Source organism: Kribbella sp. NPDC048928 (genome assembly GCF_043197975.1).
Classification (GTDB): Bacteria; Actinomycetota; Actinomycetes; order Propionibacteriales; family Kribbellaceae; genus Kribbella.
In genome coordinates this window covers 320,108-345,497 of record NZ_JBICUC010000005.1, presented here as the reverse complement: position 1 = coordinate 345,497, position 25,390 = coordinate 320,108, and the positions used below count along the sequence as shown (strand labels likewise).

Annotated in this window: 31 protein-coding genes; 13 read left to right on the top strand and 18 right to left on the bottom strand. The window is 68.7% G+C overall.

The annotated features are described in order from the left end of the window. Window position 1 precedes the first annotated feature (1 nt). Entirely contained in the window at window positions 2–397 is a 396-nt protein-coding gene (locus tag ACGFI6_RS23720; RefSeq protein ID WP_393121956.1) for a tautomerase family protein, read from the bottom strand. A 102-nt stretch (window positions 398–499) separates the two neighbouring features. Between ACGFI6_RS23720 and ACGFI6_RS23715 the strand changes: the two genes are divergently transcribed. Next, entirely contained in the window at window positions 500–958 is a 459-nt protein-coding gene (locus ACGFI6_RS23715) for an NUDIX hydrolase (protein WP_393121954.1), read from the top strand. 13 nt (window positions 959–971) lie between these two features. On the opposite strand, the gene ACGFI6_RS23710 is transcribed toward ACGFI6_RS23715, so the two are convergent. Next, on the bottom strand, window positions 972–1,724 hold the full coding sequence (locus ACGFI6_RS23710) for an SAM-dependent methyltransferase (RefSeq protein WP_393121952.1): 753 nt from the start codon (window positions 1,722–1,724) through the stop codon (window positions 972–974). Between the two features lie 105 nt (window positions 1,725–1,829). Here ACGFI6_RS23710 and ACGFI6_RS23705 point away from each other — a divergent pair, with 105 nt between their 5' ends. Next, the gene (locus ACGFI6_RS23705; RefSeq protein WP_393121950.1) at window positions 1,830–2,765 is read left to right on the top strand and encodes an aldo/keto reductase; all 936 of its coding nucleotides are present in this window, start codon (window positions 1,830–1,832) and stop codon (window positions 2,763–2,765) included. Window positions 2,766–2,899: 134 nt separating this feature from the next. On the opposite strand, the gene ACGFI6_RS23700 is transcribed toward ACGFI6_RS23705, so the two are convergent. The 3 genes from ACGFI6_RS23700 to ACGFI6_RS23690 all read right to left on the bottom strand — a co-directional run bounded on the left by ACGFI6_RS23700 (window position 2,900) and on the right by ACGFI6_RS23690 (window position 4,740). Next, entirely contained in the window at window positions 2,900–3,448 is a 549-nt protein-coding gene (locus ACGFI6_RS23700) for an isochorismatase family protein (RefSeq protein ID WP_393121948.1), read from the bottom strand. A gap of 144 nt (window positions 3,449–3,592) precedes the next feature. Continuing rightward, the gene (locus tag ACGFI6_RS23695) at window positions 3,593–3,793 is read right to left on the bottom strand and encodes a hypothetical protein (RefSeq protein ID WP_393121946.1); all 201 of its coding nucleotides are present in this window, start codon (window positions 3,791–3,793) and stop codon (window positions 3,593–3,595) included. Next, window positions 3,793–4,740 (bottom strand): helix-turn-helix transcriptional regulator, encoded by a 948-nt coding sequence (locus ACGFI6_RS23690; protein WP_393121944.1) that lies wholly within the window; start codon window positions 4,738–4,740, stop codon window positions 3,793–3,795. The genes ACGFI6_RS23695 and ACGFI6_RS23690 overlap by 1 nt, the downstream gene beginning before the upstream one ends. A gap of 92 nt (window positions 4,741–4,832) precedes the next feature. On the opposite strand from ACGFI6_RS23690, the gene ACGFI6_RS23685 reads away from it, so the two are divergent. Together ACGFI6_RS23685 and ACGFI6_RS23680 are read left to right on the top strand one after the other, a co-directional pair. Continuing rightward, window positions 4,833–5,795, top strand: coding sequence for a helix-turn-helix transcriptional regulator (locus ACGFI6_RS23685; RefSeq protein WP_393121942.1), 963 nt, complete (start codon window positions 4,833–4,835; stop codon window positions 5,793–5,795). Between the two features lie 45 nt (window positions 5,796–5,840). Continuing rightward, a complete protein-coding gene (locus ACGFI6_RS23680) occupies window positions 5,841–6,746 on the top strand; it encodes a toxin-antitoxin system, toxin component (RefSeq protein WP_393121941.1) in 906 nt (301 codons plus the stop codon). Between the two features lie 36 nt (window positions 6,747–6,782). On the opposite strand, the gene ACGFI6_RS23675 is transcribed toward ACGFI6_RS23680, so the two are convergent. Genes ACGFI6_RS23675 through ACGFI6_RS23665 form a run of 3 tightly spaced genes read right to left on the bottom strand, consistent with a single transcriptional unit; the run spans window position 6,783 to window position 8,858 of the window. Beyond that, the gene (locus ACGFI6_RS23675; RefSeq protein WP_393121939.1) at window positions 6,783–7,604 is read right to left on the bottom strand and encodes a hypothetical protein; all 822 of its coding nucleotides are present in this window, start codon (window positions 7,602–7,604) and stop codon (window positions 6,783–6,785) included. Between the two features lie 5 nt (window positions 7,605–7,609). Continuing rightward, a complete protein-coding gene (locus tag ACGFI6_RS23670) occupies window positions 7,610–8,035 on the bottom strand; it encodes a nucleoside deaminase (protein WP_393121937.1) in 426 nt (141 codons plus the stop codon). Beyond that, the gene (locus ACGFI6_RS23665; RefSeq protein ID WP_393121936.1) at window positions 8,025–8,858 is read right to left on the bottom strand and encodes an LLM class flavin-dependent oxidoreductase; all 834 of its coding nucleotides are present in this window, start codon (window positions 8,856–8,858) and stop codon (window positions 8,025–8,027) included. The genes ACGFI6_RS23670 and ACGFI6_RS23665 overlap by 11 nt, the downstream gene beginning before the upstream one ends. 93 nt (window positions 8,859–8,951) lie before the next feature. On the opposite strand from ACGFI6_RS23665, the gene ACGFI6_RS23660 reads away from it, so the two are divergent. The 3 genes from ACGFI6_RS23660 to ACGFI6_RS23650 are packed head-to-tail and all read left to right on the top strand — an operon-like array spanning window position 8,952 to window position 11,044. Then, the gene (locus tag ACGFI6_RS23660) at window positions 8,952–9,419 is read left to right on the top strand and encodes an Lrp/AsnC family transcriptional regulator (protein WP_393121935.1); all 468 of its coding nucleotides are present in this window, start codon (window positions 8,952–8,954) and stop codon (window positions 9,417–9,419) included. A 12-nt stretch (window positions 9,420–9,431) separates the two neighbouring features. Further along, window positions 9,432–10,268, top strand: a complete 837-nt coding sequence (locus ACGFI6_RS23655) for a hypothetical protein (RefSeq protein ID WP_393121933.1) — start codon at window positions 9,432–9,434, stop codon at window positions 10,266–10,268. Further along, the gene (locus ACGFI6_RS23650; protein ID WP_393121931.1) at window positions 10,265–11,044 is read left to right on the top strand and encodes an SDR family oxidoreductase; all 780 of its coding nucleotides are present in this window, start codon (window positions 10,265–10,267) and stop codon (window positions 11,042–11,044) included. Before ACGFI6_RS23655 ends, ACGFI6_RS23650 begins: the two co-directional genes overlap by 4 nt. Here the strand turns inward: ACGFI6_RS23650 and ACGFI6_RS23645 are convergent. Next, window positions 11,031–11,309 carry a hypothetical protein gene (locus ACGFI6_RS23645; RefSeq protein WP_393121929.1) on the bottom strand — a complete coding sequence of 93 codons (279 nt, stop codon included), beginning with the start codon at window positions 11,307–11,309 and terminating at the stop codon, window positions 11,031–11,033. The genes ACGFI6_RS23650 and ACGFI6_RS23645 overlap by 14 nt on opposite strands. A gap of 55 nt (window positions 11,310–11,364) precedes the next feature. Next, window positions 11,365–11,805 (bottom strand): MarR family transcriptional regulator, encoded by a 441-nt coding sequence (locus ACGFI6_RS23640; RefSeq protein ID WP_393121927.1) that lies wholly within the window; start codon window positions 11,803–11,805, stop codon window positions 11,365–11,367. A 68-nt stretch (window positions 11,806–11,873) separates the two neighbouring features. Here ACGFI6_RS23640 and ACGFI6_RS23635 point away from each other — a divergent pair, with 68 nt between their 5' ends. Next, entirely contained in the window at window positions 11,874–12,668 is a 795-nt protein-coding gene (locus tag ACGFI6_RS23635) for an alpha/beta fold hydrolase (RefSeq protein ID WP_393121925.1), read from the top strand. Here ACGFI6_RS23635 and ACGFI6_RS23630 read toward each other — a convergent pair. After that, window positions 12,658–13,086: an OsmC family protein gene (locus tag ACGFI6_RS23630; protein WP_393121923.1), complete on the bottom strand. Its 429-nt coding sequence runs from the start codon at window positions 13,084–13,086 to the stop codon at window positions 12,658–12,660. The genes ACGFI6_RS23635 and ACGFI6_RS23630 overlap by 11 nt on opposite strands. Before the next feature lie 32 nt (window positions 13,087–13,118). After that, on the bottom strand, window positions 13,119–13,769 hold the full coding sequence (locus ACGFI6_RS23625; RefSeq protein ID WP_393121921.1) for an SDR family oxidoreductase: 651 nt from the start codon (window positions 13,767–13,769) through the stop codon (window positions 13,119–13,121). A 17-nt stretch (window positions 13,770–13,786) separates the two neighbouring features. On the opposite strand from ACGFI6_RS23625, the gene ACGFI6_RS23620 reads away from it, so the two are divergent. Then, window positions 13,787–14,566 (top strand): alpha/beta fold hydrolase, encoded by a 780-nt coding sequence (locus tag ACGFI6_RS23620; protein WP_393121919.1) that lies wholly within the window; start codon window positions 13,787–13,789, stop codon window positions 14,564–14,566. Here the strand turns inward: ACGFI6_RS23620 and ACGFI6_RS23615 are convergent. Then, window positions 14,534–16,450, bottom strand: a complete 1,917-nt coding sequence (locus tag ACGFI6_RS23615; protein ID WP_393121917.1) for a propionyl-CoA synthetase — start codon at window positions 16,448–16,450, stop codon at window positions 14,534–14,536. The genes ACGFI6_RS23620 and ACGFI6_RS23615 overlap by 33 nt on opposite strands. Window positions 16,451–16,467: 17 nt before the next feature. Here ACGFI6_RS23615 and ACGFI6_RS23610 point away from each other — a divergent pair, with 17 nt between their 5' ends. Continuing rightward, window positions 16,468–17,388: a threonine/serine dehydratase gene (locus ACGFI6_RS23610; RefSeq protein ID WP_393121915.1), complete on the top strand. Its 921-nt coding sequence runs from the start codon at window positions 16,468–16,470 to the stop codon at window positions 17,386–17,388. Here the strand turns inward: ACGFI6_RS23610 and ACGFI6_RS23605 are convergent. Further along, complete coding sequence (locus tag ACGFI6_RS23605; RefSeq protein WP_393121913.1) at window positions 17,381–17,992, bottom strand: rhomboid family intramembrane serine protease; 612 nt, start codon at window positions 17,990–17,992, stop codon at window positions 17,381–17,383. The two genes, ACGFI6_RS23610 and ACGFI6_RS23605, sit on opposite strands and share 8 nt — an antisense overlap. A gap of 107 nt (window positions 17,993–18,099) precedes the next feature. On the opposite strand from ACGFI6_RS23605, the gene ACGFI6_RS23600 reads away from it, so the two are divergent. Continuing rightward, on the top strand, window positions 18,100–19,299 hold the full coding sequence (locus ACGFI6_RS23600) for a Cmx/CmrA family chloramphenicol efflux MFS transporter (RefSeq protein WP_393121911.1): 1,200 nt from the start codon (window positions 18,100–18,102) through the stop codon (window positions 19,297–19,299). On the opposite strand, the gene ACGFI6_RS23595 is transcribed toward ACGFI6_RS23600, so the two are convergent. Continuing rightward, complete coding sequence (locus tag ACGFI6_RS23595) at window positions 19,241–20,650, bottom strand: APC family permease (protein WP_393121909.1); 1,410 nt, start codon at window positions 20,648–20,650, stop codon at window positions 19,241–19,243. The two genes, ACGFI6_RS23600 and ACGFI6_RS23595, sit on opposite strands and share 59 nt — an antisense overlap. 133 nt (window positions 20,651–20,783) lie before the next feature. Here ACGFI6_RS23595 and ACGFI6_RS23590 point away from each other — a divergent pair, with 133 nt between their 5' ends. Both ACGFI6_RS23590 and ACGFI6_RS23585 read left to right on the top strand, forming a co-directional pair. Continuing rightward, a complete protein-coding gene (locus tag ACGFI6_RS23590) occupies window positions 20,784–21,737 on the top strand; it encodes a DUF389 domain-containing protein (protein ID WP_393122528.1) in 954 nt (317 codons plus the stop codon). A 154-nt stretch (window positions 21,738–21,891) separates the two neighbouring features. Then, window positions 21,892–22,839 carry a transcriptional regulator TrmB gene (locus ACGFI6_RS23585; protein WP_393121907.1) on the top strand — a complete coding sequence of 316 codons (948 nt, stop codon included), beginning with the start codon at window positions 21,892–21,894 and terminating at the stop codon, window positions 22,837–22,839. On the opposite strand, the gene ACGFI6_RS23580 is transcribed toward ACGFI6_RS23585, so the two are convergent. From ACGFI6_RS23580 to ACGFI6_RS23570, 3 genes are all read right to left on the bottom strand, one after another. Then, window positions 22,836–23,465, bottom strand: coding sequence for an HNH endonuclease family protein (locus tag ACGFI6_RS23580; protein ID WP_393121905.1), 630 nt, complete (start codon window positions 23,463–23,465; stop codon window positions 22,836–22,838). The genes ACGFI6_RS23585 and ACGFI6_RS23580 overlap by 4 nt on opposite strands. A 108-nt stretch (window positions 23,466–23,573) precedes the next feature. Then, window positions 23,574–24,335 (bottom strand): YaaA family protein, encoded by a 762-nt coding sequence (locus ACGFI6_RS23575; RefSeq protein ID WP_393121903.1) that lies wholly within the window; start codon window positions 24,333–24,335, stop codon window positions 23,574–23,576. Window positions 24,336–24,432: 97 nt separating this feature from the next. Continuing rightward, complete coding sequence (locus ACGFI6_RS23570; RefSeq protein WP_393121901.1) at window positions 24,433–25,377, bottom strand: aldo/keto reductase; 945 nt, start codon at window positions 25,375–25,377, stop codon at window positions 24,433–24,435. Window positions 25,378–25,390 lie beyond the last annotated feature (13 nt).

The window sequence follows — 25,390 nt, the reverse complement described above, 5'->3', positions numbered from 1 at the left end:
GTCAGACGTTGATGTCGAAGCCGAGGTCGAGGTCGGAGGCTGCTTGGCCGCCACGCAGGCCCCAGTTCGTGGTGGGGTGGTCGCGGACCAGGATCGTGATGTGGTCGGGCGGGATGTTGAACGCCTTGAGGTTCGTGACGATCTCGCTGTAGAGCGCGCGCTTGGCGTCGACGGAGCGGCCGGCGAAGCAGTCGATGGTGACGAGCGTGAAGTACTCGGGCTTCGTGAGCTGCGGCGAGCAGGCGAACCGGTGCGGCGCGTGCACCAGCAGGCGGATGTCCTTGTCCTGCGGCGGGATCCGGAACGCGCTGACCAGTGCGTCGTGCACCGCGTCGATCAGCCCGGCCTCGTCCGCCGCGGAGTACTCCCGGCGCACCTCGATCATCGCATTCGGCATCAGACTTCCTTCCCACAGGCGACAGTTCGTCCTCGACGACCTCATCACGAAGCGCCCACCAGGGCGATCGATAATGTCCGTGGCGACCGTCAAACTTCTGCCATGAGCATTCCACGCGGAGCCGCGGTCGTTCTTCGTGCCGGCAAGGTCCTGGTCGTCAAGCGGTACTTGCGGCAGGCAACCGCGGCCGAGTGCGTGATGTGTGAGTACGCCGGCGCGCGCGGGCCGCAGTGCGACGGCCATCGCTATGCCGTACTTCCCGGAGGGCACGTGGAGGAGGGCGAGTCGGCTGCGACGGCCGCGCTGCGGGAGCTCGAGGAGGAGACATCGCTGACCGGGACGCTCGACCGGCTGTTGTGGACCGGCACGCACAACGGACGCCCGGCCTACTACTTCCACGTCAAGGATGTGGAAGGGGTGCCGGAGTTGTCCGGCGACGAAGCGATCGAGCACTCCCCGACCAACCACTTCGAGCTGCGGTGGGCCGGTCCGGGCGAGCTGGAGGAGTTCGGGATCTATCCGGCGGATCTGCTGCCGAGGCTGAGTGAGCTGACCGCGTGAGTGAGCTGACCGATTAGGTGAGTTGAGCGACCAGGCGGGTCAGGCCGAGGAGGTCTCCGCCGTCGGCTTCGAGCAGTTGCTCGTCGGGTTCGTAGCCGCGGCCGACCCGGGCGCAGACCTTGAGCCAGTGCAGCCAGTCCTCCCACCCGTGCGGGACGAAGTCGGCAGTCTCCACGCTGACCAGGTTTGTGCGCTCCCACAGCTTGCGCCACCAGTCCGGCGGCAGCCAGGTGCACAGGTCGGGACCCCAGCGCGCCGCGACGTACGGCGGCGGGGTGAAATCCGGAGCCGTACGGATGCCGGGGGCGATGACGCCGAGGGTCCCGTTCGGGCGGAGGAACTGGGTGAGGTACGCGAGGTAGTCGACGCCGGTGCCGAAGTAGTTGTACGCGCCGACGCTGACGATCGCGTCGAAGAAGCCCTGCGAGAACGGGAGCTTGTGCGCGTCGGCCTGGATCGGGTGCACGCGACCTGCCGCGCCGGCGTCCTGGATGCGTTGCCAGTTCTCGGTCGGGTCGACCCACAGATCGGTCGCCCAGACTTCGACGTCGTACTCACGGGCCAGGAAGATCGACGTCAGGGCCGTACCGCAGCCGAGGTCGAGGACGCGCATCCCGGGCCGCAGCGTCAGCACCTGCAGCAGGCTCTCCGCACTCCATAGCGGATGCGGGCCCATCAGGTTGTCGACGACCCAGCGCTGGTCGTACGTGTTCGAGCGCGGATAGCGGTCGATGGTGAGCGCCTCGCCGAGCAGATCGTTGAGCATCACCTGACGATCGCAGCGCGACCGGGGAGCTGACAACGGGATTTTCAGCGAAAGAAGTCCGCGGAAAAGGTGGACGAAATTCCCGGAAGCATTTATCCTGACCAAATGCAGAATTCACAGGAAAATACCACTACAACAACAAACCTATCATCAGAAATTGCGGAAAGCAAGTCCAGCGAATTCTGGCAGCTCGGGACCGACCGGGTGCGGCGGATCGGGTTCGGGGCCAAGCGGCTGGCGGGGTCCGCCCAGGCCGATGGTGTTGAGGTCCGCGAGCGGGCGGCCGCGCTGCTGCGGCGCGTCGTCGAGCTGGGGGTGAACCACATCGACACCGCTGCGTTCTACCCGAGCTACGGCGGAGCCGGTCAGACCAGTTTCGAGAGCCTGGACTGGGCGAACGACGTGATCTGGAGCGCGCTCGCTCCGTACCCGAAGGATCTGGTGATCGCGACCAAGGTCGGCCCGACACCGCTCGGGCTGGCGCGGCCGGACGAGCTGCGCGGGTTGGTGGAGGCCGATCTGCGCGCGCTCGGCGTGGATTGTCTCGATCTCGTGTATCTGCGGCAAATGCGGCTCGACTCGATCGCGGAGCATTTCGGCGTACTGGCGGAACTGCAGACGAAGGGGCTGATCCGGCAGCTCGGCATTTCGAATGTTCGCGTCCACCACTTGCACGAGGCGCGCGAGATTGCGCCGGTGGTCGCGGTGCAGAACCGGTACAGCGTCGGATTCGGGCGGGTGAACGACGAGATCCTGCAACTGTGCGGTGAGCTGGGGATCGCGTTCATCCCGTTCTTCGCGGTCACCGCCGAGTCACGCGAGGCCGGCGGAGTTCCCGATTCGGATCCGGTCCAGCAGATCGCGGCCCGTCACGGCGCGACCGAAGCGCAGGTCCGGCTCGCCTGGACCCTCAGCCGCGGACCCCACGTCCTGGCCATCCCAGGCACCTCGAGCCGGCACCACCTGGAACAAAACCTCGAAGCGGGAAACCTCACCCTGACCCCCGAAGACCTAACCACCCTCAACGCCCTCACCGACTGACCCGCCACTGGCCGCCTGCCCGCTGGGCCGCCTGATTCACCCGACCGCTGGTGGGTTGTTGCGCCGCTGGCCTGCTGCAACCCGCCAGCGATCAAACAACCCGTCAGCAGCCGGACTCAGAAGGCTCAGAAGGCTCAGAAGGTTAGGTCTGCGGTTTTCGTGACTGTGGCTGTGCGGTTGGGGGCTTCGTGGTTGTCCCAGTACAGGTTGGTGTGCGCGATGACCTTGTCCGGGGTGGGGGCGCCCCACTCCGACAGGTCCTCGGTCGTGTGTGCGTCGCCGACCAGCGTCACGTCATAGCCGCGGGTCATCGCGCCGTGGATGGTCGACCGGATGCACTCATCGGTCTGAGCACCACTGACCACCAGGTGCCCGACGCCGGCCGCGGCGAGCACGTCCTCCAGATCGGTCCCCTCGAACGAGTCCGGGTACTTCTTGTGAACCAGCGCCTCCGGCTCCTCACGCGACAACTCCGGAACCAGTTGCCACTCGTCGGAGTCCTTCTGCAGGTTATCGCTCGAGTGCTGCACCCAAACCACCGGCACTCCCCCAGCGCGCGCCTTCCCCACCACCGCGCCGATGTTGCCGACCACCAGATCCCGCTCGTACGCCCCACTCACAACACCGTTCTGCACATCAACAACCAGAACAGCCGTATTAGACCGCCCAGACAACGTAGCCATCACCCACTCCTCCCACTAGAACCTCCACCGCGAACGCTAACCCCACCGACCGACAGTCCGCGGCACTTCGACAGGAAGTATCCGGTCCCGACCTAGTGCACTTGAGCGCGGAAGTGCTGCGCGCGTACGGTGTCTCGGGGTGTACTACCTGTCGAACTGCAGATCGTCCAGCGCTTCGAGGAACTCTTCGAGATGCCCGTACCAGACGCAGTGACCGGCCCCGGCGACCGAACGGACCGCAAATCCCAGGTCCTCGAGCTCGCGCGCCCGCGCCCGCGACACGTACCGGCTCGGATCGGCGTGGATCAGTAGGGCTACGCGGTCGGCAGTACCCCACGTGAGCATCAGGTGTCGGGGGTGGCGGAGAGGAGGCGGTGGGCGAGGGTTCGGGCGGCGGATTGGAGTTCGGGGGCGGCGAGGATGCGGTAGGGGGCGCGGATTGCGAGGAGTTGGGTGGCGTACCAGTCGGGCTCGTCGGTGCTCGCGAGGAGGCGGGTGTGGGTGTCGTCGATGGGTTCCAGACGGCCCATGCTGCGGGGGATCCAGCAGGCGGCGTCCTCGCGGGAAGCGTCGATCTCGACTTCGATCGGATAGCGCCAGCCCATGGCCAAGTGTTCTTCGACGGCCGCCAGCGGGTCGAGGTCGGCAGGTGGGGTGAAGAGGCCGGCCTGCGGTTCCACCTGGGTGATCTTGTCGACGCGGAGGACGCGTTGGGCGTCCTTGGTGTGGGACCAGCAGAGCAGGTACCAGCGTCCGCGCCGTACGACGACGGCCCACGGGTCGACGTCCATCGGCCAGGCGTTCTGGTGCCGCTGGTACTGGATGGTGATCCGCCGGCAGTCGGTGCTGTGCGTGACGAGGGCAGCGGTAATCTCCGGGTCCGGCGTCCGGGCGCCCGGATCGGGTCCGCGGGCACTCACGCGCCGGATCGCGTCGGTGGATCGGGCGACCGGTTCGGGCAGTACGCGGATGATCTTGCCGAGCGCGGTCTCGACCGGGTCGGCGGCGCCGCGCGGCCCTTCGAGGACGGCCATCACCAGGCCGAGCGCCTCGGTCGGGCTGAACATCAGCGGCGGCAGCCGCAGTCCGCGCCCGACGCGGTACCCGCCGTACGGGCCGCGCATCGACTCGATCGGGATGTCGGCCTCGCGCAGGATCGCGACGTACCGGCGGGCCGCGCGCTCGGACACCCCGAGCTTGTCGCCGAGTTGCTCCGCGGTGATGCCGGGACTGTTCTGGATCAGCTCCAGGACCATCAGGGTCCGCGCGGTCGGGCTCACGTCGTACGCCATCGCTCACCATTCCGGAAGAAGTCCGTCCGGTTCTGAGGGTAACCCACCGGAAGTGCTCACCAGGTGAGCGCTTTGTCTGCGACGATCGGCGCGTGCGGGCTGATCGGTTGGTGGCGCTGCTGTTGCTGATGCAGGCGCGCGGGCGGGTGACCGCGAGCGAGGTCGCCGGCGAGCTGGAGATCTCGGTCGCGACCGCGCGCCGCGATCTCGAGGCGTTGTCCACAGCCGGCATCCCGGTCTATCCACAGCCCGGCCGGAACGGCGGCTGGCAGCTCGTCGGCGGCGCACGCACCGATCTGAGCGGCCTGACAGCGGCTGAGGCGCAAGCACTGTTCCTACTCGTCGGCCCCGCGGCAGCGGTCGCACCGGAGGCCAAGGCAGCCCTTCGCAAACTCGTCGGCGCATTGCCGGGCACCTTCCGTGAGTCCGCGCAGGCCGCAGCCGACGCGGTGGTCATCGACCCGGCGCGCTGGGGCGAGAACGTGAAGGAGCGTCCCGAGCTGGTGCGTCGCCTGCAGGACGCCGTCGTACGCCGGGAACAGGTCCGACTGGTCTACTCAGGACGCGGCGGCAGCGGTACGTCGGAACGCACCGTCGACCCGCTCGGTCTCGTCGACAAGGACGACGTCTGGTACCTGATCGCGGGGACCCCCAACGGCCGGCGGACGTTCCGGATCGACCGGATCGGTACGGCGGCACCGACCGGTGACTCCTTCGAGCGACCGGACGACTTCGAACTGTCATCGGCGTGGGCGGAGATCGTCGAGCGGATGGAGGAACGCCGATCGGGGCTGACGGCAACGGTTCTGCTGGACGAGCGGTTCGTGTGGGTGATGCAGGACCGGCTCGGCCGGAACTGCGAGGTCGACGGTCCGGACGGTGATCGCGTCCGGATCAGGGTGACGGCGCCGACACCGTTGATGATCGCCCAGCACCTCGCCGGTTGGGGCGGATCGATCGAAGTGCTCGGTCCGCCGTCGGTTCAGGCGGAGCTGGCACGTCTTGGCCGAGAATTGACCGACCGGTACGGCTCGATGGACCACCCGGGTGAGTAAGGTGCCATGGTTCAGCGTGTCCCGACGAAGCCTCAGGAACGATTCGTGACCACATCCCCTCCCCAGCCGCCGCAGAACCCGCAGTCCGGTCAGCCGGGCGGCTACGGTCCGCCGCCGCAGCAGTTCCCGCAGTACAGCCAGCCGGGTCAGCAGCCTCCGTACCCGGGCCAGCAGGACCAGCAGTACGGTGGCCAGCCCGGTCAGCAGTACCAGCAGGAATACCAGCAGCAGTACGCCGGCCAGCAGCAGGCACCCCAGCAGCAGGCACCGCAGTACGGCCAGTACCAGCAGCCGGGCCAGCACCAGCAGGGACAGTCGTTCCCGCAGCAGGGCTTCGCACCGCAGGGCCAGATGGTCTGCCGCTTCTGCGGTGGCTACCCGGCCGTCGAGGCGACCGTCCGCGGGCACCAGGGCCTGATCATCTTGATGCGGTTCCTCAAGCTGCAGGGCCCGTTCTGCCGTACCTGCGGGGTCGCGTCGGTTCGCGACATGACCTCGAAGAGCCTCTGGCAGGGCTGGTGGGGCATCGGCTCGTCGATCATCAACCCGATCACGATGCTGATGAACATCGGCCCGATGCAGAAGTTCAAGGGTCTCCCCGAGCCGACGCCCGGTCCGGGCCGGCCGATGAACCCGGGCAAGCCGCTGTTCCAGCGCCCGGCGATCCTCGGCCTGCTGCTGCCGGTCGCCCTGATCGCGGTGATCGTGTTCGCGAACCTGAACTCGACCGAGTCCAAGGCCAAGATCGGTGCCTGCGTCGTGAACAACGGCACCTCGGCGAAGCCGGACGTGAAGGTCGTCGACTGCGGCTCGTCCGACGCGGCGTACAAGATCGTGGACAAGATCGACGACTCCACCGACGACAGCCAGTGCGGTGACAACGCCGACGCGTCGTACGTCTACGAGCACGGCTCGACGAAGTACACCCTCTGCCTCACGAAACTCCGCTGACGCGCGCGGGGTCCCGGTAACCGGGACCCCGCACCATCAGCCGGAGAAGCCCGGCCCGCTTGATTCCGCTGCGATCCGCTCCCACTCCGGTACGCCGCCGCGCAACGGCCATCCCCGCGTACGCACTGCGAACCCCTCCGACACGAGGTCCTCGAAGGCCCGCTGCATCCGCTCGGCCGCACGCTCGGCGCCTGGTACGCCGGCCGCGATCTGGCGCTCGATCGACGCCATCGTCTGCTCGTGCCGAGCGGTCGCGGAGTGGATGACGTCTGCGTGGTCAGCCGGCTCCATGGCCAGGGACAGTTGCACGACGCGCGGCTCGATCCCTTCCGCATGCGCCGCGACGAGGCGGCAGTGGCCGTCGAGAATCAGCCAGCCGTCGAACGCACTCACCCACCACAGCAGCAACGGCGGCAGTGTCCCGTCGACGGCCTGCTTCCGGTACGCCTTCACACGACCAGCGTCCTCGCGAGGCAGCTCCCGCAGCGGCAGCAGCCCGTTCCACCCGTCGCCGAACCAGTCCAAGTACGCGGACGGGTACGAGCGCACCAAGTCGGCGTGCATGCTGTATGCCGGAAGCGGCCGCGTCTCCAGCGTCCACGTGCCGGCGTGCAGCGGACCGACGGACGACGCACGCAGCCACGCCTCGTACTGGTGCAGCCAGCTGGGCTCGCGGCGTACCAAGTCCGCGTGCAGTGGAGGCAGGGGCGACTCGTAGCCACCTGTCCGATGCACCTGCAGGCCGTAGTTGCGCAGGTCGCCCCGTACGAGCAGCACGACTCGCTCCCGCTGCCGCAGCAAGACCCGCTGCCCGGACGCGACCTCGAGTCGGAGTGCAGGTAGTACAGGCTCTGTCACCTGCATCAGTTGTAGAAGCCGTCCAGTGGGACTCGTGCCTCGTCGTACAGTGCTGGGCCTTCGAGGGGTACGTCGGTGAAGCCGCCGGTTGTTTTGAGGCCGTTGAGCTGGTCGTTCGAGAGTGCGAACACCACCTTGCCGAGCCCGGACCGCGCCAGTGCGCCGGTGCACATCTCGCACGGCTGGCAGCTCGTGTACATGGTCGTGCCGGCCGCGACCTCCGGGGTCAGGTGCTGCGCAGCCCACACCGCGAGCTTCAGCTCCGGGTGGAAGCTGATGTTGTTCTCACTGTGCGTGGTGTTGTGGTCCTCGGCCAGTACGTTCCCGTCCGGCCCGACCAGCAGCGAACCGAACGGCGCGTCGCCGTCCGCCCGCGACGCGGCGGCCAGCGCGATCGCGCGGCGCAGGAATCCTTCTGCCTCAGGTGTCACTTCGTCTCCAGTTCTCCACAGTCGTAGCCAAAGCCTGCCAAGCCGTCTCCGGCCGTTCCGTCTCGGCGGGATCACCGACGAACGGATCGAACACGACGCTCCGCGCGCCGAGATCCCGCAGTACGGCGAGGTCCTGCAGCACCTGGTCGATCGATCCTTCGCCCGCGCTCCGATCATCGTCGGGCAACGGGTCGCCGGTCAGCCGGAGCAGGATCCGCGGCGCGAACTCCGGCACCGGCCGGTCGAGCTCCGCCGCGATCGTGGTCAGCCGCGTCAGCCCGTCGCGCAGTTGCGCGATCGTCTGCCGCAGCGGGTGCCACGCGTCGCCGTACCGGACGGTCCGCCGCAGTCCTGCCGGACTGCTGCCGCCCACCCAGATCGGGATCGCCGGACCGTCGGCCCACACCCGTCGCAGCTCCGCGAGCACCTCGTCGGTACGCCGGCCGCGGGCGGAATGGTCCGCGCCGAGCGCCTCGAACTCCTGCCGCGCCCAGCCGATCCCGACGCCGAGCACCAGGCGGCCGTCGCTCAGCGCGTTCAGGTTCGCCGCCATCCTTGCCGTCAGCAACGGATGCCGGTACGGCGCGATCAGCACCGTCGTCCCGAGCCGCACCCGTTGGGTGATGCCGGCCAGCCAGCTGAGCGTCGTGAACGGCTCGTAGAACGGCTCCGGGTACTGCTCCGCGACGTCCGGTGTGATCACCACATGATCCGAGACCATCAGCAGGTCGTACCCGAGTCCTTCGACGACCCGCGCCCAGTCGCGCAGCCGGGCGGGGTTGGTTCCCGGCCCGAAGTTCGGCACGTTCACTCCTAGTTCCACCCCTTCAGGCTATCCAGGCGAAGACCATCAGTTGAAGAGACTTCTCCCGGCGTATGCGTACCGCGGCCGTGGATTCACCGGTAGATTTGCCGCATGACCGAGAGTCTCGATTCGACCGACTGGGCGATCATCAACGAGCTGCAGGAGGACGCGCGGCTGTCGCTCACCCAGCTCGGCAAGCGCGTCAACCTGAGCGCCTCGGCGACGACAGAACGGGTCCGGCGGCTGGAGTCGATCGGCGTCATCACCGCCTACCGCGCCGAGGTCGATCTCACCAAGGTCGGCTACCCGGTGCTGGCTGTCGTACGGCTGAAGTACCCGGGGAACAAGCACGACCCACTGCACCGGTTGCTGGCCGAGCGGCGCGAGATCCTCGAGTGCCTGCGGACCACCGGCGACGACTGCTACACGCTGAAGGTCGCGGCGGCGTCGATGCCGCACCTGGAAGAGCTCGTGAACGAGCTGACCGACTTCGGCAGTACGACGACCAACCTGGTCTACTCACAGACGCAGCGCTTCCGCGGTCCACAAAAGCCGGTGACCGATCCGGCCGGCGAATGAGAACGTTGCGGGATGCTGACCGTCCTCGGTATCCCCGTCTCCCCCGCCCTGCTGGAACGATGGGTCGACTGGCTCGCGCCTGACGAGCAGCCGTTCTTCGTCACCAGGAAACAGGCGACCGCGTGGCGGCTGGAGACGGACGACCGGGAGCCGAGGCGCGAGGACCGCGACACGTACTGGATCTACGCGATCGACGCCAAGGCCTCGCGGGCGGCCTGGCTGACCGAGGCCGCGTACAACGAACTTCCCAGGCCGACTCGCGCCGGGCTGGTGCGTGCGCAGGTGAACCACGGACGCGGCTCGGTGCCGACCGTCCGGCGGTGGTCCGGTGTGGTCGGGGCGGACGTACGGCAGGCCGACGGTCACCGCTTCGTCTGGTGGAAGTCGCTCCTCGAGCGTCCGCGGGAGATCCTGCCGCAGATCGTCAGCGAGGACCTCGGGCCGAGCCGGCACCGGGAGGTCCGCACGTGGCCGAAGCTGTTGCCGCGCGTCCGCGAGCTGGCCGGCACGTTCGCGGACGGCAGCGGCCCGAACTGCTTCGGCACCGTGATGGCTGCATCCGGGGTCGAGGGTGCCGAGCACGTGTGGATGGTGCGGGAACCATTCGAGGAATGGCTCGCGGGTCACACGGAACGCGGTGGCAGCGACGATGTACCGGGAACGGTCTTCGTCTGGCGCGACGCCGGCGGGCTCGTGCAGCATGCGGGACTGACCATCGGCGACGGGTGGATGCTGCACAAGCCGTCGCAGTCGTGGAAGTCGCCGCGGAAGATCCGCACGGTCGCCGAGGTGAAGCGCGCCACGCGGACCGCCGGCTGGCGACTGGAACGGCATAGAGTTCTGGTGTGAGGCTTCTCGTCACTGGAGCCGCAGGACTCCTGGGGCGTGAACTCCTGCGCACTGCCCAGCACGACGTCGTACCGGCGTACCACTCCCAGACCGTGCCGGGCGGAGTGCAGCTCGACGTACGGCACCGCGACCACGTGCGCGCGGTGATCCGTGATGTCCGGCCGGACGCGATCATCCACACGGCCTATAAGCAGGACGACTGGGCCACCACCGCCGAGGGCGCGGTGAATGTGGCGCTCGCGGCGGACGGCGCGCGGCTGGTGTTCGTGTCGTCCGATGCGGTCTTCGGATCGCGTGCGGCGGCGTTCGGTGAGGACGAGCCGCCGTGCCCGACCACTCCGTACGGCGCAGCGAAGGCCGCGGCCGAGACCACCATCCGCACGATCCGGCCGGACGCCGTCATCGCCCGTACGTCGATCATCGTCGGATCCGACGGGAACTCGGGCGAGGAGCAACGGGTACGGCGCCTCGCGGCCGGCGAGCCCGGCACGTTCTTCACCGGCAACATCCGCCGGCCGGTGCACGTCGGCGACCTGGCGTCCGCGCTGCTCGAGCTCCTCACGTCCGACGCCGAAGGCATCGCGCACCTGGCCGGCCCGGATGCGTTGAGCCGCCATCAACTCGGCTGCCTGATCGCCACCCGCGACGGCCTCGACCCCGACGCCCTGCCCTCGACCCCCGGAGACCCGTCCGACATCCAGCTCGACTCCCGCCGTACGCAAGCCCTGCTGCGAACTCGGCTCCGCGCCCCGTCGGAGTTCCTCAGCCGGCCCTGAGCCGATCGATGATCGCCTCGTACAGGTCGGCATCGATCAGACCGTCGATACTGGCCTGCTCGATCTCGTCGACGGTCCCGGGCGGCTGCACGATCGCGTCGTTCCACTCCCGGTCGTCGACGGCCGGCGTGTACTCATACGCCGCCAGCACGTCGATCAATGATTCTCGATCGACCTCATCGAGCGCATAACGCCGACACCACTCGTACGGTGTCACCGCCTGCGCGGGCGCTACGTTGTTCTGATCGTCGTCAAGGTCGTCCATCAGATCCAGCTCCCTCCCTTTCCGCGACCCAGCATGACGAACGGTGGGTTCACCGTTACCTGGCCGGGAGGAGGGCGTCGGCCAGTTGGTCCAGGGCGGCGGTGAGCTTGGCGATGCGGGCGGGGTCGTCCGTGCCGAGGGCTTCGGTCAGGGCGGGGACGATGCTGGTGGCGCGGACCTCGGTGAGGCGGTCGGAGGCGGTCGGTGCCTGGGTGACCAGGGCGCGCCGGCGATCCGTGGGGTCGGTGGTCGTGACGACGGTACCGGCCTCCTTGAGGCGGCTGATCGCGGTCGACACCTGGCTCTGCGGCAGACCGGTCCGGGCGGCGATCTCCCCCACCGCGCTGTCCGGATGCTCGGCGATGTCGGTCGCGACGATCAGCACCATCCGCGTACTTCCGGCGTACCGGCCCGAGCCACCGGGAGGCTCGGGCAGCGCGTCCTCGCCGATCTTCATCAGGGCCCGCCCGAGCAGGAACAGCTGCACTCCGTTCACGCCGAGAAATCTACATCATTGTCGATACATCTTGATAGATGTATCCAAACAGATGTAGTTTCAGGATCATGACGACCATCGAGGTTCCCGGCGCAGTCCTGCACTACCAACTCGAGGGCAGCGGCCCACTTCTGCTGATCGCACAGAGCGGCGAAGGGGACGCCGACCGCACGACCGACCTGGTGAGCCACCTCGTCGACGACTACACGGTCCTCACCTACGACCGCCGCGGCCTCTCCCGCAGCAAGACGGCCGCCGGCGCCACGATCGCCGAGCACGCCAACGACGTACACCTGCTGCTGGAACACGTGACCGACGAGCCGGTCGCCATGCTCGGCTGCAGTATCGGCGCCGTCCTCGGCCTGCACCTGACCGTCAAACATCCGCGCCAGCTGCACACGCTCGTCGCGCACGAACCGATCGCGCCGTGGCTGCTCCCCGACCCGCAGCCGCACCGCGACGAGCTGGCCGCGATCCGCGACCACTACCTCACCAACGGGCTCAAGGCGACCATCCCCGAGATCGTCGGTTCACTCGGCATCGACCAGTCGAACGGCGAACCCGGCCGTACCGACTTCCCGATGGACGCGAACCGGCTTGCGAACTTCGACTACTTCATCCGCCACGACTTCACCGCCGCGGCCACCGACGAACTCACGCCGTCCGACCTCACAACGAGCAGCGCGACGATCGTGCCGGCCGCCGGTACGACGACACCGCACACCGTCTTCGACTACCGCTGCGCCGAGGCCCTGGCCGACCTGCTCGACCAGGACCTCGCAACCTTCCCGGGCGGCCACAACGGAAACCTCAGCCACCCGAAGGCCTACGCGCAGCGCCTCCGTGACGTGCTCAGTCGTTGACCGTCGTGGTGACGGGGGTGCCGAGCTCGACCGTGCGGCTGACCGTGCAGAGCCGGTCGTGGGACATCTTCACCGAACGCGGCAGGGCCTCGCGGGCCTTGTCACCGTCCTCGCCCTCGGGGAAACGGACCGTGAACTCGACGGCGAGGTTCTCCATCCGGTTGCCCTCGTCGGCGTCCCGGACCTTGTCGCCGCGGACCACCGCACTGAACTCGGTCGGCTCCGCGCGCCGGCTCACCACGATGTCGACGTCGATCGCCGAGCAGGTCCCGATCGCGGCCAGCAGCAGTTCCACCGGTGTGAAGTCGGTGTCCGCGCCGCCGGAGCCTACGCGCAGGGTGCCGCCGCGGGCGTTCTTCACCTCGTAGCTGCTGTTCGCGAGGCGTTCGAAGCTGATCTGGCGGAGTGTGTCTGCCATCGTTCCCGTCACATTCTGTTGCGTGTGGCAACTTAAAGGTTGTCGAGGGCCTCGCGGACCGGGGTGTCCCCGGCCACGAGTTCGAGCGTCCGGCCGATCGCGGCCGGGGTCTCGCAGAGGCCGGCCAGCACCAGCGCGACGTCGTCGCGGGTGATCCGGCCGTTGCCGGTCTTGTCGGCGAGGTGCACCTTGCCGGTCCCGGGGTCGTCGGTGAGACCGCCGGGACGCAAAACGGTCCAGTCCAGGTCGCGGGCGCGCAGGTCCTCCTCGGCGGCCCACTTGGCCTTGAGGTACACCGTGAACGACGCGTCGTCGGTCAGCGAGTCCGCCCGGTCGGCACCCATCGAGCCGACCTGGATGTGTCGCCGGACGCCGGCCTGCTCGGCAGCGTCCGCGAACAGCGCGGCCGCGCCGCGGTCGACGGTGTCCTTGCGGGCGTTGCCGCTGCCCGGCCCGGCACCGGCCGCGAAGATCGCCACATCGGCGCCCCGCAGTACGTCGGCGACCGCGGCATCGCCGGCCTGCTCGAGGTCGAGGACCACCGCCTGTCCACCGGCGGCGATCACATCGATCTCGTGGTCCGGGTTCCGCACCACGCCGACCACGTCGTGCCCGGCCGCACTCAGCACCCGGGTCAGCCGGAGCGCGATCTGTCCGTGTCCACCCGCAATGACGACTCGCATACCTGCACACTATCTCTGTGCCACACGCCGCAGCTGTTGACGGGACGAGGATCGCCTTTCAGGTTCGTGGCGAGGGGCAACCACTCGTACTGCTGGCCGGCCAGTCGAACAACCACACCTGGTGGGACCCGATTCTTTCCGACTTCGAGGGACACCAACTCATCACCCTCGACTGGCGCGGTACGGGTGACAGCGACAAGCCGGACGACGTCTACAGCACGCGAGGCTTCGCGCAGGACGTCATCGCCGTACTGGACGTTCTCGGACTGAACAGCGCGCACATCTACGGGACCTCGATGGGTGGACGGGTCGCCCAATGGCTCGCGATCGATGCACCGCAGCGCGTCGGCAGACTCGTACTCGGATGCACCTCACCCGGCGCGGCCCACGGGCACGAGCGCAGCCAGCAGATCCGCAAGGCGCTCGCGGATCCGGCGCGAACCGACCGCGTCCTGCTCGAGCTCATGTACACCCCGGAGTGGCTCGCCCAGAACCCCGGTCCGTACTACGTCCTCGGGGACACGACCATGCCGTCGTACGCGAAAGGCAGGCACCTGGTCGCGAGCAACAAGCACGACGCCTGGGACGGCCTGCCGAGCATCACCGCGCCGACGCTGATCCTGCACGGCACCGACGACATCTTCAGCCCGGTCGCCAACGCGCAACTGCTCGCCGACCGCATCCCGGGAGCGCGCGCGGAGCTGATCCAGGGCGCCCGGCACGCGTACTTCCACGAGTTCCGCGCGACGGCGAGCCCGGCGGTCCTAGCCTTCCTGGACGCGCAGGACCGGGCGTAGCGCGTCGAGTACGGCGGGATCCTCGATCGTCGACGGCACCGGCTCGTCCCGGCCGTCGGCGATTCCGCGCATCGTCCGGCGCAGGATCTTCCCGGAACGCGTCTTCGGCAGTGCCTCCACCACGGACACGTCCCGGAACGCGGCGACCGGCCCGATCTCCTGGCGTACCGCGGCGACCAGTTCGTCGCGCAGCACGTCCTCGGGAACCGTCGCGCCGGCCTTCAGTACGACGAGAGCCCGCGGCAACTGTCCCTTCAACGCATCGTGCACGCCGATCACCGCGCACTCGGCCACGGCCGCGTTCGCAGCCACCACCGCCTCGATCGAACCGGTCGACAGCCGGTGCCCGGCCACGTTGATCACGTCGTCGGTCCGGCCCATCACGAAGATGTAGCCGTCCTGGTCGATGTAGCCGCCGTCGCCGGTCAGGTAGTAGCCGTCGTACTCCGTGAGGTAGCTGTCGATGTAGCGCTGGTCGTCACCCCACAGCGTCGGCAGCGCACCCGGCGGCAGCGGCAGCTTGATCGCGATCGAGCCCTCCTCGTGCGGCTGCAGTTCCTTGCCGGACGGGTCGAGGATCTGCACGTTCCAGCCCGGCATCGGCACGGTGGCCGAGCCCGGCTTGGTCGGCAGCGGCTCCAGACCGCGCGGGTTGGCGGCGATCGGCCAGCCGGTCTCGGTCTGCCACCAGTGGTCGACCACCGGGACGTCCAGATGCTCGTGCGCCCAGTGGTACGTCTCCGGGTCGAGCCGTTCGCCCGCGAGGAACAGCGTCCGGAACGAATCCATCGGGTACTTCGCCAACTCGCCGGCCCCGGGATCCACCTTCTTGATCGCGCGGATCGCGGTCGGAGCGGTGAACAACGCCTTCGCCCCGTGCTCGGAGATCACCCGCCAGAACGCGCCCGCATCGGGCGTACCGACCGGCTTGCCCTCGTACAGGACGGTCGTCGCACCGACCAGAAGCGGCGCGTAGACGATGTACGAGTGGCCGACCACCCAGCCGACGTCCGAGGCGGTCCACCACACGTCGCCCGGCCCGATGTCGTACACGTTCCGCATGGTCCAGGCGAGCGCGACCGCGTGACCGCCGTTGTCGCGGACGACACCTTTCGGGCGGCCGGTCGTACCAGAGGTGTAGAGGATGTAGAGCGGATCGGTCGCCGCGACGGGCACCGGATCGGCGGGCTGCGCCTTGGCTACCAGCGCGGTCCAGTCGAGATCGCGCTCGCCCAGCTGCGCCTCGGCCTGCGGGCGCTGCAGTACGACGGTGTGATCCGGACTGTGCGACGCGATCGTCAGCGCCTCGTCGATGATCGGCTTGTACTCGACGACCCGCGACGGTTCGACTCCGCACGATGCAGCCACGATCACCTTCGGGCCGGCGTCTTCGATCCGGGCCGCGAGCTCACGCGGCGCGAAGCCGCCGAAGACCACCGAGTGGATGGCGCCGAGCCGGGCGCAGGCGAGCATGGCGACTACTGCTTCCGGGATCATCGGCATGTAGACAATGACCCGGTCACCCTTGTCAACTCCGAGCGAGCGCAAGGCGCCGGCGAAGAGGGCGACCTGGTCGCGCAGCTCGGCGTAGGTGAAGCTCGCGCCTGATCCGGTCACCGGTGAGTCGTAGATCAGGGCGGTCCGGTCACCGGCACCGGCTTCGACGTGCCGGTCGAGAGCGTTGTACGACGTGTTCAGGACACCGTCGGGATACCAATGGAAGATCGGGGCGCCGGTCTCGTCGAGGGCCTGGGTCGGTGGACTCGTCCAGGAGATCGCCTCGGCCGCTTCCAGCCAGAACCCGTGCGGGTCGTCCAGGCTCCGGCGGTAGCTCTCCTCGTACGCGCCCATGTGTATGGCCTCCATCCGTCGGCTGTTCCCCATCGTGGCAGGGTTGGGGCATGACGGTAAGAGTCGAGGATGTGCGGCAGGCTGCGGAGCGGATCGCTGGGCGGGTCCTGCGGACGCCGGTGATCGAGGTACGGCCCGGGCTGATCTTCAAGCTCGAACTGCTCCAGCACACCGGGTCGTTCAAGCCGCGGGGTGCCTTCAACCGGTTGCTGACCGCGAAGGAGAACGGCGAGCTGACCGGGCAGGGCATCATCGCGGCGTCCGGCGGCAACCACGGTCTGGCGGCCGCGTACGCGGCGCGCGCACTCGGCGTACCGGCCCGGATCTTCGTGCCGGTGACCACGCCCGCGGCCAAGCTCGGGAAGCTGCGGACGCTGGATGCCGAGATCGTGCAGGTCGGGAGCGAGTACGCCGAGGCGTACCAGGCGGCACTGCACGCGCAGGAAGAGTCGCACGCGCTGCTCGTTCATGCGTACGACCAACCGGAGGTCGTTGCGGGCCAGGGCACGGTCGGGCTGGAGCTTCTCGAGCAGGTCGACGGGTTCGACACCGTTCTCGTGGCGGTTGGCGGCGGCGGGCTGATCGGCGGCATCGCGACCGCGATCGGCGACCGGGCACACGTGGTCGGCGTGGAGCCGGAACTGGCGCCGACCATGCACCGTGCGCTTGGTGAAGGCCGGCCGACCGACGGTTCGGTCGCCGGCATTGCAGCAGACTCGTTGGGCGCCCGCCGCCTCGGCGACCATGCGTTCGCCTCGGTCCAGGACCATCACGTGCAGTCCGTACTGGTGACCGACGACGCGATCGTTGCCGCCCGCAAGGAGCTCTGGCACGACCATCACCTGGCGACAGAGCACGGCGGCGCGACGGCGTACGCGGCGCTCGTCTCAGGCGCGTACGAGCCTCAACCCGGTGAGCGGGTGGTGGTCGTCGTCTGTGGTGCGAACACCGATCCGGGCACGCTCAGCTGACGCGCTTGGGCTGCTTGTCGTCGGCCAGGACCCACGCGGCAAGAACTCCGGCGAGACCGCCGAACAGGTGGCCCTGCCAGGAGATCCCGTCCTGCGGCAGCAGCCCGCCCCACAGCGCACTCCCCCACACCATCACCACGACGATGCCGACGAGCACCTGAGCGATCCGGCGGTTGAACAGCCCGCGCAGGACGAGGTACGTCGCGTAGCCGAAGACCAGGCCGCTTGCGCCGATCGTGATCACGTTCGGCGGTGAGATCAGCCAGGTGCCGAACCCGCCGATCACGGTCACGATCGCGGTCACCGCGAACAGCCGGGCCGCGCCGCTGATCGCGATCAACGCCCCGAGCGTGACGAGCGGCAGCGTGTTCGAGATCAGGTGCCCGAACCCCAGGTGCAGGAACGGCGCAGTCAGGATGCCGACCAGGCCGCGCGGCTCGCGCGAGATGATCCCGTACTGATCGAGGGCCCCGTTCGTCGCGGTGTCCACGACCTCGATCACCCACATCAGCCCCACCAACGCACCAAGCAGCTTCAACCCGGACCCGATCCGGGCAGTGTCCACACTCCGCCCAGTGCGCTTCGCCGGGGTCTGGGAGCTCATGCCTCCACAATGCCGTATCCGGCCAAGTCTCAACCCTTGACAGGCGCGGCGACAGCAGAACGTGACGTCTGCGATACTGCGAGTGGCTCGTCGAGTGAGGGGGAACGATGCCGATCGCCGTGTACGTGCTTGGGCTGAGCATTTTCGCTCAGGGGACGTCGGAGTTGATGCTGGCGGGGCTGCTGCCGGAGCTGGCCGCTGATCTGCACGTGTCGATCCCCCAGGCCGGGCTGCTGATCTCGGCGTTCGCCGCCGGCATGCTTGTCGGCGCGCCGGTCCTTGCGGTCCTCACGCTCGGCTGGTCCCGCCGTACGGCGTTGCTCGTCTTCCTCACGATCTTCGCACTCACGCACGTCGCGGGCGCCCTGACCACCAACTACGCCGTACTGCTCGGCACCCGGATCGTCGGCGCCTTCGTGTACGCCGGGTTCTGGTCGGTCGCCGCGGTCACGGTGATGACGCTCGTCCGCGCGGACAGCCGGGCGCGGGCGATGAGTGTCGTGACCGGCGGACTGACCGTCGCGACCATCGTCGGGCTCCCGCTCGGGACCGTCCTCGGTCAGCACCTCGGCTGGCAGTCGGCGTTCTGGACTGTCGCCGGCCTGTGCGTGCTCGCGATGGCCGGCGTCCTGGCCACAGTGCCCGCCGGCCGGCCCGATCCAGCGCAGGCTCCACGGCTGCGCGACGAGTTCCGCGCGCTGGGCAACACTCGCCTGTGGCTGGCCTTCGGCACCACGGCGCTCGTCACCGCGACCATCCTGGTGATCTTCAGCTACCTGGCCCCACTCCTCACCGAGACGGTCGGCCTGAGCGTTGAGGCCGTCCCCGGCGTGCTCGCGCTGTACGGACTCGGCTCGTTCATCGGGATCAACCTCGGCGGCCGGTTCGCCGACGCACTGCCGTTCCGTACGTTGTTCATCAGCATCACCGGCCTGATCGTCTTGTCGGCAGTGCTCGCGCTGACGACCACCGACAAGGTGCTGACCATCGGTGTGATCGTTCTGCTCGGCGGCTTCGGCTTCGGCGCGAACCCGGCGCTGAACGCCCGCGTGTTCAGCCTCGCCGGTGACCGCTCCACGCTCGCGACCGCGACCAACTTCTCGGCGTTCAACGTCGGCATCACCGCCGGGCCGTGGCTCGGCGGCCTCGCGATCAACGCCGGCGCCGGCTACCGCGCGCTCGGCTGGATCGCGGTCGGCACCGGGCTCGCGGCCCTCGCGACCGTGCTGTTCGCGGCGTTCGTGCCGGTCAGTTCACCGGACCCTGCGGGTCGAGGTGTGACGGATCGAAGTCGGCGTGCCGCTTGAACACGTATTTGTTCAGCAGCCAGGTCAGCGCCCACAGCCCGACCCCGACGACCATCAGCCAGCCGGCGATCTTGTAGTCCGCCGAGTCCCGTCCTGACAACGGGCTGGCCAGGTACACGCACAGGACGGCGCCCACCACCGGCAGCGCGGTCGGCGCATGGAAGTGCTTGTGCTCGACCTTGTCCCGGCGCAGCACCAGGACGGCCACGTTCACGATCGCGAAGACGCAGAGCAGCAGGAACGCCGTCGTACCACCGAGCGCGGCGAGGTCCGCGTACCCGATCAGCGCGAACGCGAGCAGCGTCGTGAACAGGATGGCGATGTACGGCGTCCGGCGCTTGCGCAGCACCCGGCCGAGCGGCCCGGGCAGCACCCGCTCGTGCGACATCCCGTACAGCAGGCGGCTCGCCATCAGCATGTTGATCAGCGCCGAGTTCGCGACCGCGAACATCGTGATCCACGCGAACAGCTCGAGCGGGAATCCCGGTGCACCGGCCTGGACGACCTTCAGCAGTGGCGTCGCGCCCTGGTTCAGCTCGTCCGGGGTCACGAGTGCGACCGCCGAGATCGCGACCAGTACGTAGATGACGCCGGTGATGCTCAGGCCGAGCAGCATCATCTTCGGGAAGATCCGGACCGGGTCCTTGGTCTCCTCGGCCATGTTCACCGAGTCCTCGAACCCGACCATCGCGAAGAACGCGAGCGCGGTCGCCGCCGTCACCGCCCCGAACCCCGACTCGCCTTCGGGCACGTGGAACTCGGTGAGCCGCGAGGTGTTGCCGTCGCCGCCGAACAACGCCCAGGCGCCGATCCCGATGACGATCAGCAGACCGCTCAGCTCGACGCAGGTCAGGACCACGTTCGCCTTGACGCTCTCGCCGACGCCGCGCAGGTTCACCAGCGCGATCAGCGTCATGAACACGAGCGCGGTGATCATCAGCAGCGCCCCGCGATCGGCGTCGATGTGCGCGGCGGAGAAGAAGTTCGCCGCGAACGCCTTGGAGGCGCTGGACGCCGACGTCAGCCCGGAGCACATCACGGCGAACGTCAGCAGGAACGTCAGGAAGTGGATCCCGAACGCCTTGTGCGTGTAGACCGCCGCGCCGCCCGCCTTCGGGTACTTCGTGACCAGCTCGAGGTAGCTCGTCGCGGTCAGCATCGCGACCACGAACGCGCATAGGAACGGCAGCCAGACCGCGCCGCCGACCTCGCCGGCCACCTTCCCGGTCAAGGCGTAGACGCCCGTCCCGAGGATGTCCCCGACCACGAAGAGCAGGAGGAGACCTGGTCCCATCACCCGCTTCAGCTCGGGACGTTCACCGGTCTCCGGTACGGCGGCAGTGTCGCTCATCGTGCCTCCCTGACGTCAGTGCGTCACCCAATGGTCGCACCTGAGAGGCAACTGAGACACGCAGCCGCGCGTTGCGGCCCTCCAGCCTGCCTGAGCCGTTCGCACCCGGGCGCCTGAGAGCATGGCGCTCGTGATGCACCTTCGCCTGATCGTTCCCCCGGAACGCAGTGACCTCGTTCAGGACACGCTCGTCGCCGATCCACGGGTCACCAGCATCGTGCGGCTGCCTGGCGCCGCGCAGCGTCCAGCCGGCGACGTCATCGAATGCGACGTGACCCGCGAAGCGACCTCGGACATCCTCACGTTCCTGAAGAACGAGGGCCTGTACGAGGACGGCACCGTTGCCCTGACCGCTGTCGACGCCGCGCCCTCGCGGAACGCCCAGGCTGCGGAGAAGGCGGCGCCGGGAGCACCCGACGACGCCGTGATCTGGGATGCCGTCGTCGACCAGGCGTACAACGAGGCCGGCGGATCCTGGGTGTACTACGCCTTCCTGACGCTCGCGACGATGATCGCCTCGGTCGCGGTGATCACCGACTCGTCGATCCTGGTGGTCGGCGCGATGGTCGTCGGACCGGAGTTCGGCGTGGTCGCCGCGCTGGCCGTCGGGTTGTTCCTGCGCAAGGGCGGGCTGTCGCGGGCGTCGCTCGTACTGCTCGTCAAGGGCTTCGTGCTCGCGATCGTGCTGACCGCACTCGCCGCGTTGCTCGCCCGGGCGGCCGGCTGGGTCGATGCCGACTCGGTCTCGGCGGCACGCCCGCTGACCGGCTTCATCTGGCGGCCGGACAAGTGGTCCGCGGTTGTCGCCGTGCTCGCCGGCTGCGCGGGCGTACTGTCGCAGACGGCCGGCCGCGGGAACGCGCTCGTCGGGGTGTTCATCTCGGTCACCACCGTCCCGGCCGCCGGTGACCTCGCGTTGTCGCTCGCGCTCTGGGCACCGCACCAGATCGGTGGGTCGGCCGCGCAACTCGGTATCAACCTGGCCGGTATGACCGTGGCGGGAGTGGTGACGCTGATGCTGCAGCGGATGATCTGGCGCAGCTATCTGCGTGTGAAGCGTAGGGCGGGCGCGCGCGTTGAGGCTTGACCGGGCGTCCCCTGTCCGATCCGCGCGCGCCCAGCACCGACAGATTTACCCCAACCCGGAGCCGTTCGCGCCCCCTCCGGGCGACGTATCCCGGACATGGCGCGAAGTCGCCAAACCGGTACAGTCCGTCCAACCGACGAGATAGCCTGTTCGGATGCTGGAGTCTCTGGGGGTCGAGCCGTCCGACGAGGAGGCCTATCGGGCGTTGTTGTCGGCCCCGGGCTGCGAGATCGGGCAGCTCGCCGAGCGCCTCGGCCGCGACGAGCAGGAGCTCACCGGGACCGTCGGGTGGCTGGAGAAGCTCGGCCTGCTCACAACCACGTCCGACGACCCGATCCGGCTGATCCCGACCCGTCCCGACGTCGCGGTGGACGCCTTGGTCGCCGTACGGCGGGCCGAGCTCGACCGCGTACGCGCCGAGGCCCGGGTGCTGTTGTCGGAGCTCAGCACCCAGGAGAGGTACCGCCCGGAGAACCTGGTCGAGGTGCTCGTCGGGCAGGAGGCGATCGCGGCCCGGTTCGCACAGTTGCTGACCGGCACCCGCGAGGAGTTGCTCGTCATCGACCGCCCGCCGTACGCCTCGAAGACCGGCGAATCCGAGCCTCGGGTGCGCGGCCTGCTCAGCGACGGGGTCGTTGTCCACGGCATCTACTCCCCCGACTCGCTCGGCGTCCCGGGTGCGGTCGACCAGGCGTACAGCGCGGCGGACGCGGGCGAGATCTCCCGGATCCATCCGCAGCCGCCGATGAAGCTCGCCGTCTTCGACCAGAAGGCGGCGCTGCTGCCGCTGGTCGTGGACCAGTTGGTCGACAGCGCCCTCGTCGTCCATCCCTGTGCGTTGCTGGACGCGCTCACCCAGATGTTCTGGCTGCTGTGGGACCAGGCCGTTCCGGTCGTCCCGTCACCGAAGGCCGACCCGACCGACGCCCGCCTGATGACCCTGCTCGCGGCCGGGTTCAAGGACGACGCGATCGCGCGGCAGCTCGCGCTGAGCAGCCGGACCGTCGGCCGCCGGGTGGCCGAGTTGATGGAGACGCTGGGCGCGCGGACCCGTTTCCAGGCCGGCATCCACGCCCAGCGCCGCCACCTGCTCGAGGACTAGCAGGTTCCGAGCATCTGCTGCAGAGCGGTCTTCTCCGCGGACTGCAGCGACAGCTTGTACGTGTACTTCACCCAGATCCACTCGCGCGCGTAGATGCAGTGCACCGCCGTGTTCGTCGGCTTCCACTCCGACGGGTCCCGGTCGCCCTTCGATCGGTTGCTCGACGCCGACACCGCGATCAGCTGCGCGATCGTCAGGTTGTTCGCGAACTCCTGGCGCCTGGCCTGCGTCCAGCCGCTGGCGCCGGACTTCCACGCCTCGGCCAGCGGCACGATGTGGTCGATGTCCACACCGGAGGAGTCGGTGATGTACGTCGAGTCGTACACGCTGTACCACTTGCCGGCCGTCGGCTGGCAACTGCTGTCGACGGTCACACCGGTGCCGTCGCGCTTCAGGACTTCCTCGCGGGTGTCGCAGGTCCCGGACTGGGTGATCCAGTGCGGGAACTTGTCGCGGCTGTATCCGGTCGTCGAACCCTCCGTCTTCACGGTCAGGCTCGCCAGCTCGGTCGCGGCCGTGCTCGCCGACGGCGGGTCCGGTGGGTACGCCAGCGCCGGTCCGGCGCTCAGGGTGAAGGCTGCCGTCGCAGCTACTGCGGTGACGGCAGCGGTGATCGAACGTCGCATCGGTCAGGCCTCCGAGGGTTAGGGCGGATCCCCCCTGACGTTGCTGCCCTCAGCCTTCCCCGATCACCCACCGTAGGAAACCACTCACCAGTTACAGTCGGATGAACGTCAGTCGTGTTCCACGACGGTCAGGGTCCAGCCCGCCGCCGCGCGCTCCAGCTCGGCGTTCCAGCGCTCGTTCACCAGCTTGTGCAGGGATTTCGCCGTGCCCGGATCCTTGCCCGATTCAAGCAAGTGCCGGGCGACCAGGCCGCGGGTGTGCTTGGCGTTGTGCGAGACGACGGTCCGTAAGCCGTTGCGCTCGCGGACCACGTTCACCGACACCCACTTGTCCGCCTGCGCACCGCACGGGCGCCACGCGGCCACGTACGTCGACGAGCGGCAGTCGACGATCACACCGTCGACGTCCTTGAGCGCCGCGCTGAGCGGATCGCGCCAGACCGACGCCAGCGGTCCGTGGCCGGGCAGGGTCGTACCCATCGAGAGCCGGTACGGCGGGACGCGGTCCGCGGGGCGGAGTGCGCCCCACGCGGCCGAGATGACGAGCAGCCGGTTCGCGGCGCGGCGCTTCGTACCTGCGGAGAGTGTTGAGTAGCTGAGAGCGTCGTAGAGCACGCCGGAGTACAGCTCGGAGACCGGGACGGACGGCTCGGTCCGCCAGCGGGTGTTCCGCTCGACCTCGTGCTGCAGCGATGCACCGACCTCCAGTACGTCGTGCGCATCCGCGGTGGCGGAAACCTTCGCCAGCGTCTCGAGCACCTGCTCACGCACCGGGTTCAACTCCGGAAACGACAACGTCCCGAAGTCCACAGCACGACCCCGCGCCCGCCCACTCTTCCCCTCGGACGGCGGCAGCAAGATCAGTGTCATGGGGCCTCCCGGTCTGGACTGAGGAGCGGAGCGACGAGGGAAGATCGGGAGGCACAGCCCCATGACACGCCGCGCGGAGCGCGGCATTCAATACAGGTCACGTGAGTTCGTCCAGGGTGGCTAGGTCGGCGGGGGTCGGGTCCCAGGTGCCGGCGGCGACGTTCTGGGTGATCTGCTCGGGTTTGGTGGCGCCGGCGATCACCGAGGCGACCGCGGGCTGCGCGGCGAGACCGCCGATCGCGACGTCGATCATCGTCAGGTCGCGCTCGGCCGCGAACGTCTCCAGCGCCTCGATCTTGTCGAAGTCCGCCTGCGCCAGGCGGTCCGGCTGCGTCGCGAGCCGGGTGCCGTCGGGTGCCGACGTACCGCGCTTGTACTTGCCGGACAGCAGACCGGACGCGAGCGGGAAGAACGGCAGGATGCCGATCCCGAGGTGCTCACAGGCCGGCACCAGCTCGTCCTCGACGTCCCGCTCGAGCAGCGAGTAGTGGTTCTGCGCGCTGATGAAGTGCTCGAGCCCGTTCGACCGCGAGGTCCAGTCCGCGTCCACCACCTGCCAGCCGGCGAACTGCGAGCTGCCGATGTACCGCACCTTGCCCTCGGCAACCAGTTCGGACAAGGCTGCCAGCGTTTCCTCGATCGGCGTGACCGGGTCCGGGAAGTGCAGCTGGTAGAGATCGATCCAGTCGGTGCCGAGCCGCTGCAGACTCGACTCGACCGCCTTGCGGATGTACCGCCGGGAGCCGCGGACGCCCCAGTCCGGGCCGTTCACCCCGCCCATGTCACCGCCGAACTTGGTCGCGATCACGACCTCGTCGCGGCGCGACCCGAGCGCCTTGCCGAGCAGTTCCTCGCTGAACCCGTGCTCGCCGCGGTAGATGTCGGCGGTGTCGAACAGCGTGATCCCCGCGTCCAGCGCGGCGTTCACCACCACCTCCGTACGGCCCGCATCCAGGCGCCGTCCGAAGTTGTTGCACCCCAGCCCGACAACGCTGACGGTCAGACCCGAGTCACCCAACTGGCGGTACTCCATATCACTCATGTGCTCAGCCTAA

Excerpts from the sequence above, each read along its gene's own strand:
- ACGFI6_RS23720 (WP_393121956.1), bottom strand. The coding sequence starts at position 397 with ATGCCGAATGCGATGATCGAGGTGCGCCGGGAGTACTCCGCGGCGGAC.
- ACGFI6_RS23715 (WP_393121954.1), top strand. The coding sequence starts at position 500 with ATGAGCATTCCACGCGGAGCCGCGGTCGTTCTTCGTGCCGGCAAGGTC.
- ACGFI6_RS23710 (WP_393121952.1), bottom strand. The coding sequence starts at position 1,724 with ATGCTCAACGATCTGCTCGGCGAGGCGCTCACCATCGACCGCTATCCG.
- ACGFI6_RS23705 (WP_393121950.1), top strand. The coding sequence starts at position 1,830 with ATGCAGAATTCACAGGAAAATACCACTACAACAACAAACCTATCATCA.
- ACGFI6_RS23700 (WP_393121948.1), bottom strand. The coding sequence starts at position 3,448 with ATGGCTACGTTGTCTGGGCGGTCTAATACGGCTGTTCTGGTTGTTGAT.
- ACGFI6_RS23695 (WP_393121946.1), bottom strand. The coding sequence starts at position 3,793 with ATGCTCACGTGGGGTACTGCCGACCGCGTAGCCCTACTGATCCACGCC.
- ACGFI6_RS23690 (WP_393121944.1), bottom strand. The coding sequence starts at position 4,740 with ATGGCGTACGACGTGAGCCCGACCGCGCGGACCCTGATGGTCCTGGAG.
- ACGFI6_RS23660 (WP_393121935.1), top strand. The coding sequence starts at position 8,952 with ATGACCGAGAGTCTCGATTCGACCGACTGGGCGATCATCAACGAGCTG.
- ACGFI6_RS23655 (WP_393121933.1), top strand. The coding sequence starts at position 9,432 with ATGCTGACCGTCCTCGGTATCCCCGTCTCCCCCGCCCTGCTGGAACGA.
- ACGFI6_RS23645 (WP_393121929.1), bottom strand. The coding sequence starts at position 11,309 with ATGGACGACCTTGACGACGATCAGAACAACGTAGCGCCCGCGCAGGCG.
- ACGFI6_RS23635 (WP_393121925.1), top strand. The coding sequence starts at position 11,874 with ATGACGACCATCGAGGTTCCCGGCGCAGTCCTGCACTACCAACTCGAG.
- ACGFI6_RS23630 (WP_393121923.1), bottom strand. The coding sequence starts at position 13,086 with ATGGCAGACACACTCCGCCAGATCAGCTTCGAACGCCTCGCGAACAGC.
- ACGFI6_RS23625 (WP_393121921.1), bottom strand. The coding sequence starts at position 13,769 with ATGCGAGTCGTCATTGCGGGTGGACACGGACAGATCGCGCTCCGGCTG.
- ACGFI6_RS23615 (WP_393121917.1), bottom strand. The coding sequence starts at position 16,450 with ATGGGGAACAGCCGACGGATGGAGGCCATACACATGGGCGCGTACGAG.
- ACGFI6_RS23610 (WP_393121915.1), top strand. The coding sequence starts at position 16,468 with ATGACGGTAAGAGTCGAGGATGTGCGGCAGGCTGCGGAGCGGATCGCT.
- ACGFI6_RS23605 (WP_393121913.1), bottom strand. The coding sequence starts at position 17,992 with ATGAGCTCCCAGACCCCGGCGAAGCGCACTGGGCGGAGTGTGGACACT.
- ACGFI6_RS23600 (WP_393121911.1), top strand. The coding sequence starts at position 18,100 with ATGCCGATCGCCGTGTACGTGCTTGGGCTGAGCATTTTCGCTCAGGGG.
- ACGFI6_RS23595 (WP_393121909.1), bottom strand. The coding sequence starts at position 20,650 with ATGAGCGACACTGCCGCCGTACCGGAGACCGGTGAACGTCCCGAGCTG.
- ACGFI6_RS23590 (WP_393122528.1), top strand. The coding sequence starts at position 20,784 with ATGCACCTTCGCCTGATCGTTCCCCCGGAACGCAGTGACCTCGTTCAG.
- ACGFI6_RS23585 (WP_393121907.1), top strand. The coding sequence starts at position 21,892 with ATGCTGGAGTCTCTGGGGGTCGAGCCGTCCGACGAGGAGGCCTATCGG.
- ACGFI6_RS23580 (WP_393121905.1), bottom strand. The coding sequence starts at position 23,465 with ATGCGACGTTCGATCACCGCTGCCGTCACCGCAGTAGCTGCGACGGCA.
- ACGFI6_RS23575 (WP_393121903.1), bottom strand. The coding sequence starts at position 24,335 with ATGACACTGATCTTGCTGCCGCCGTCCGAGGGGAAGAGTGGGCGGGCG.
- ACGFI6_RS23570 (WP_393121901.1), bottom strand. The coding sequence starts at position 25,377 with ATGAGTGATATGGAGTACCGCCAGTTGGGTGACTCGGGTCTGACCGTC.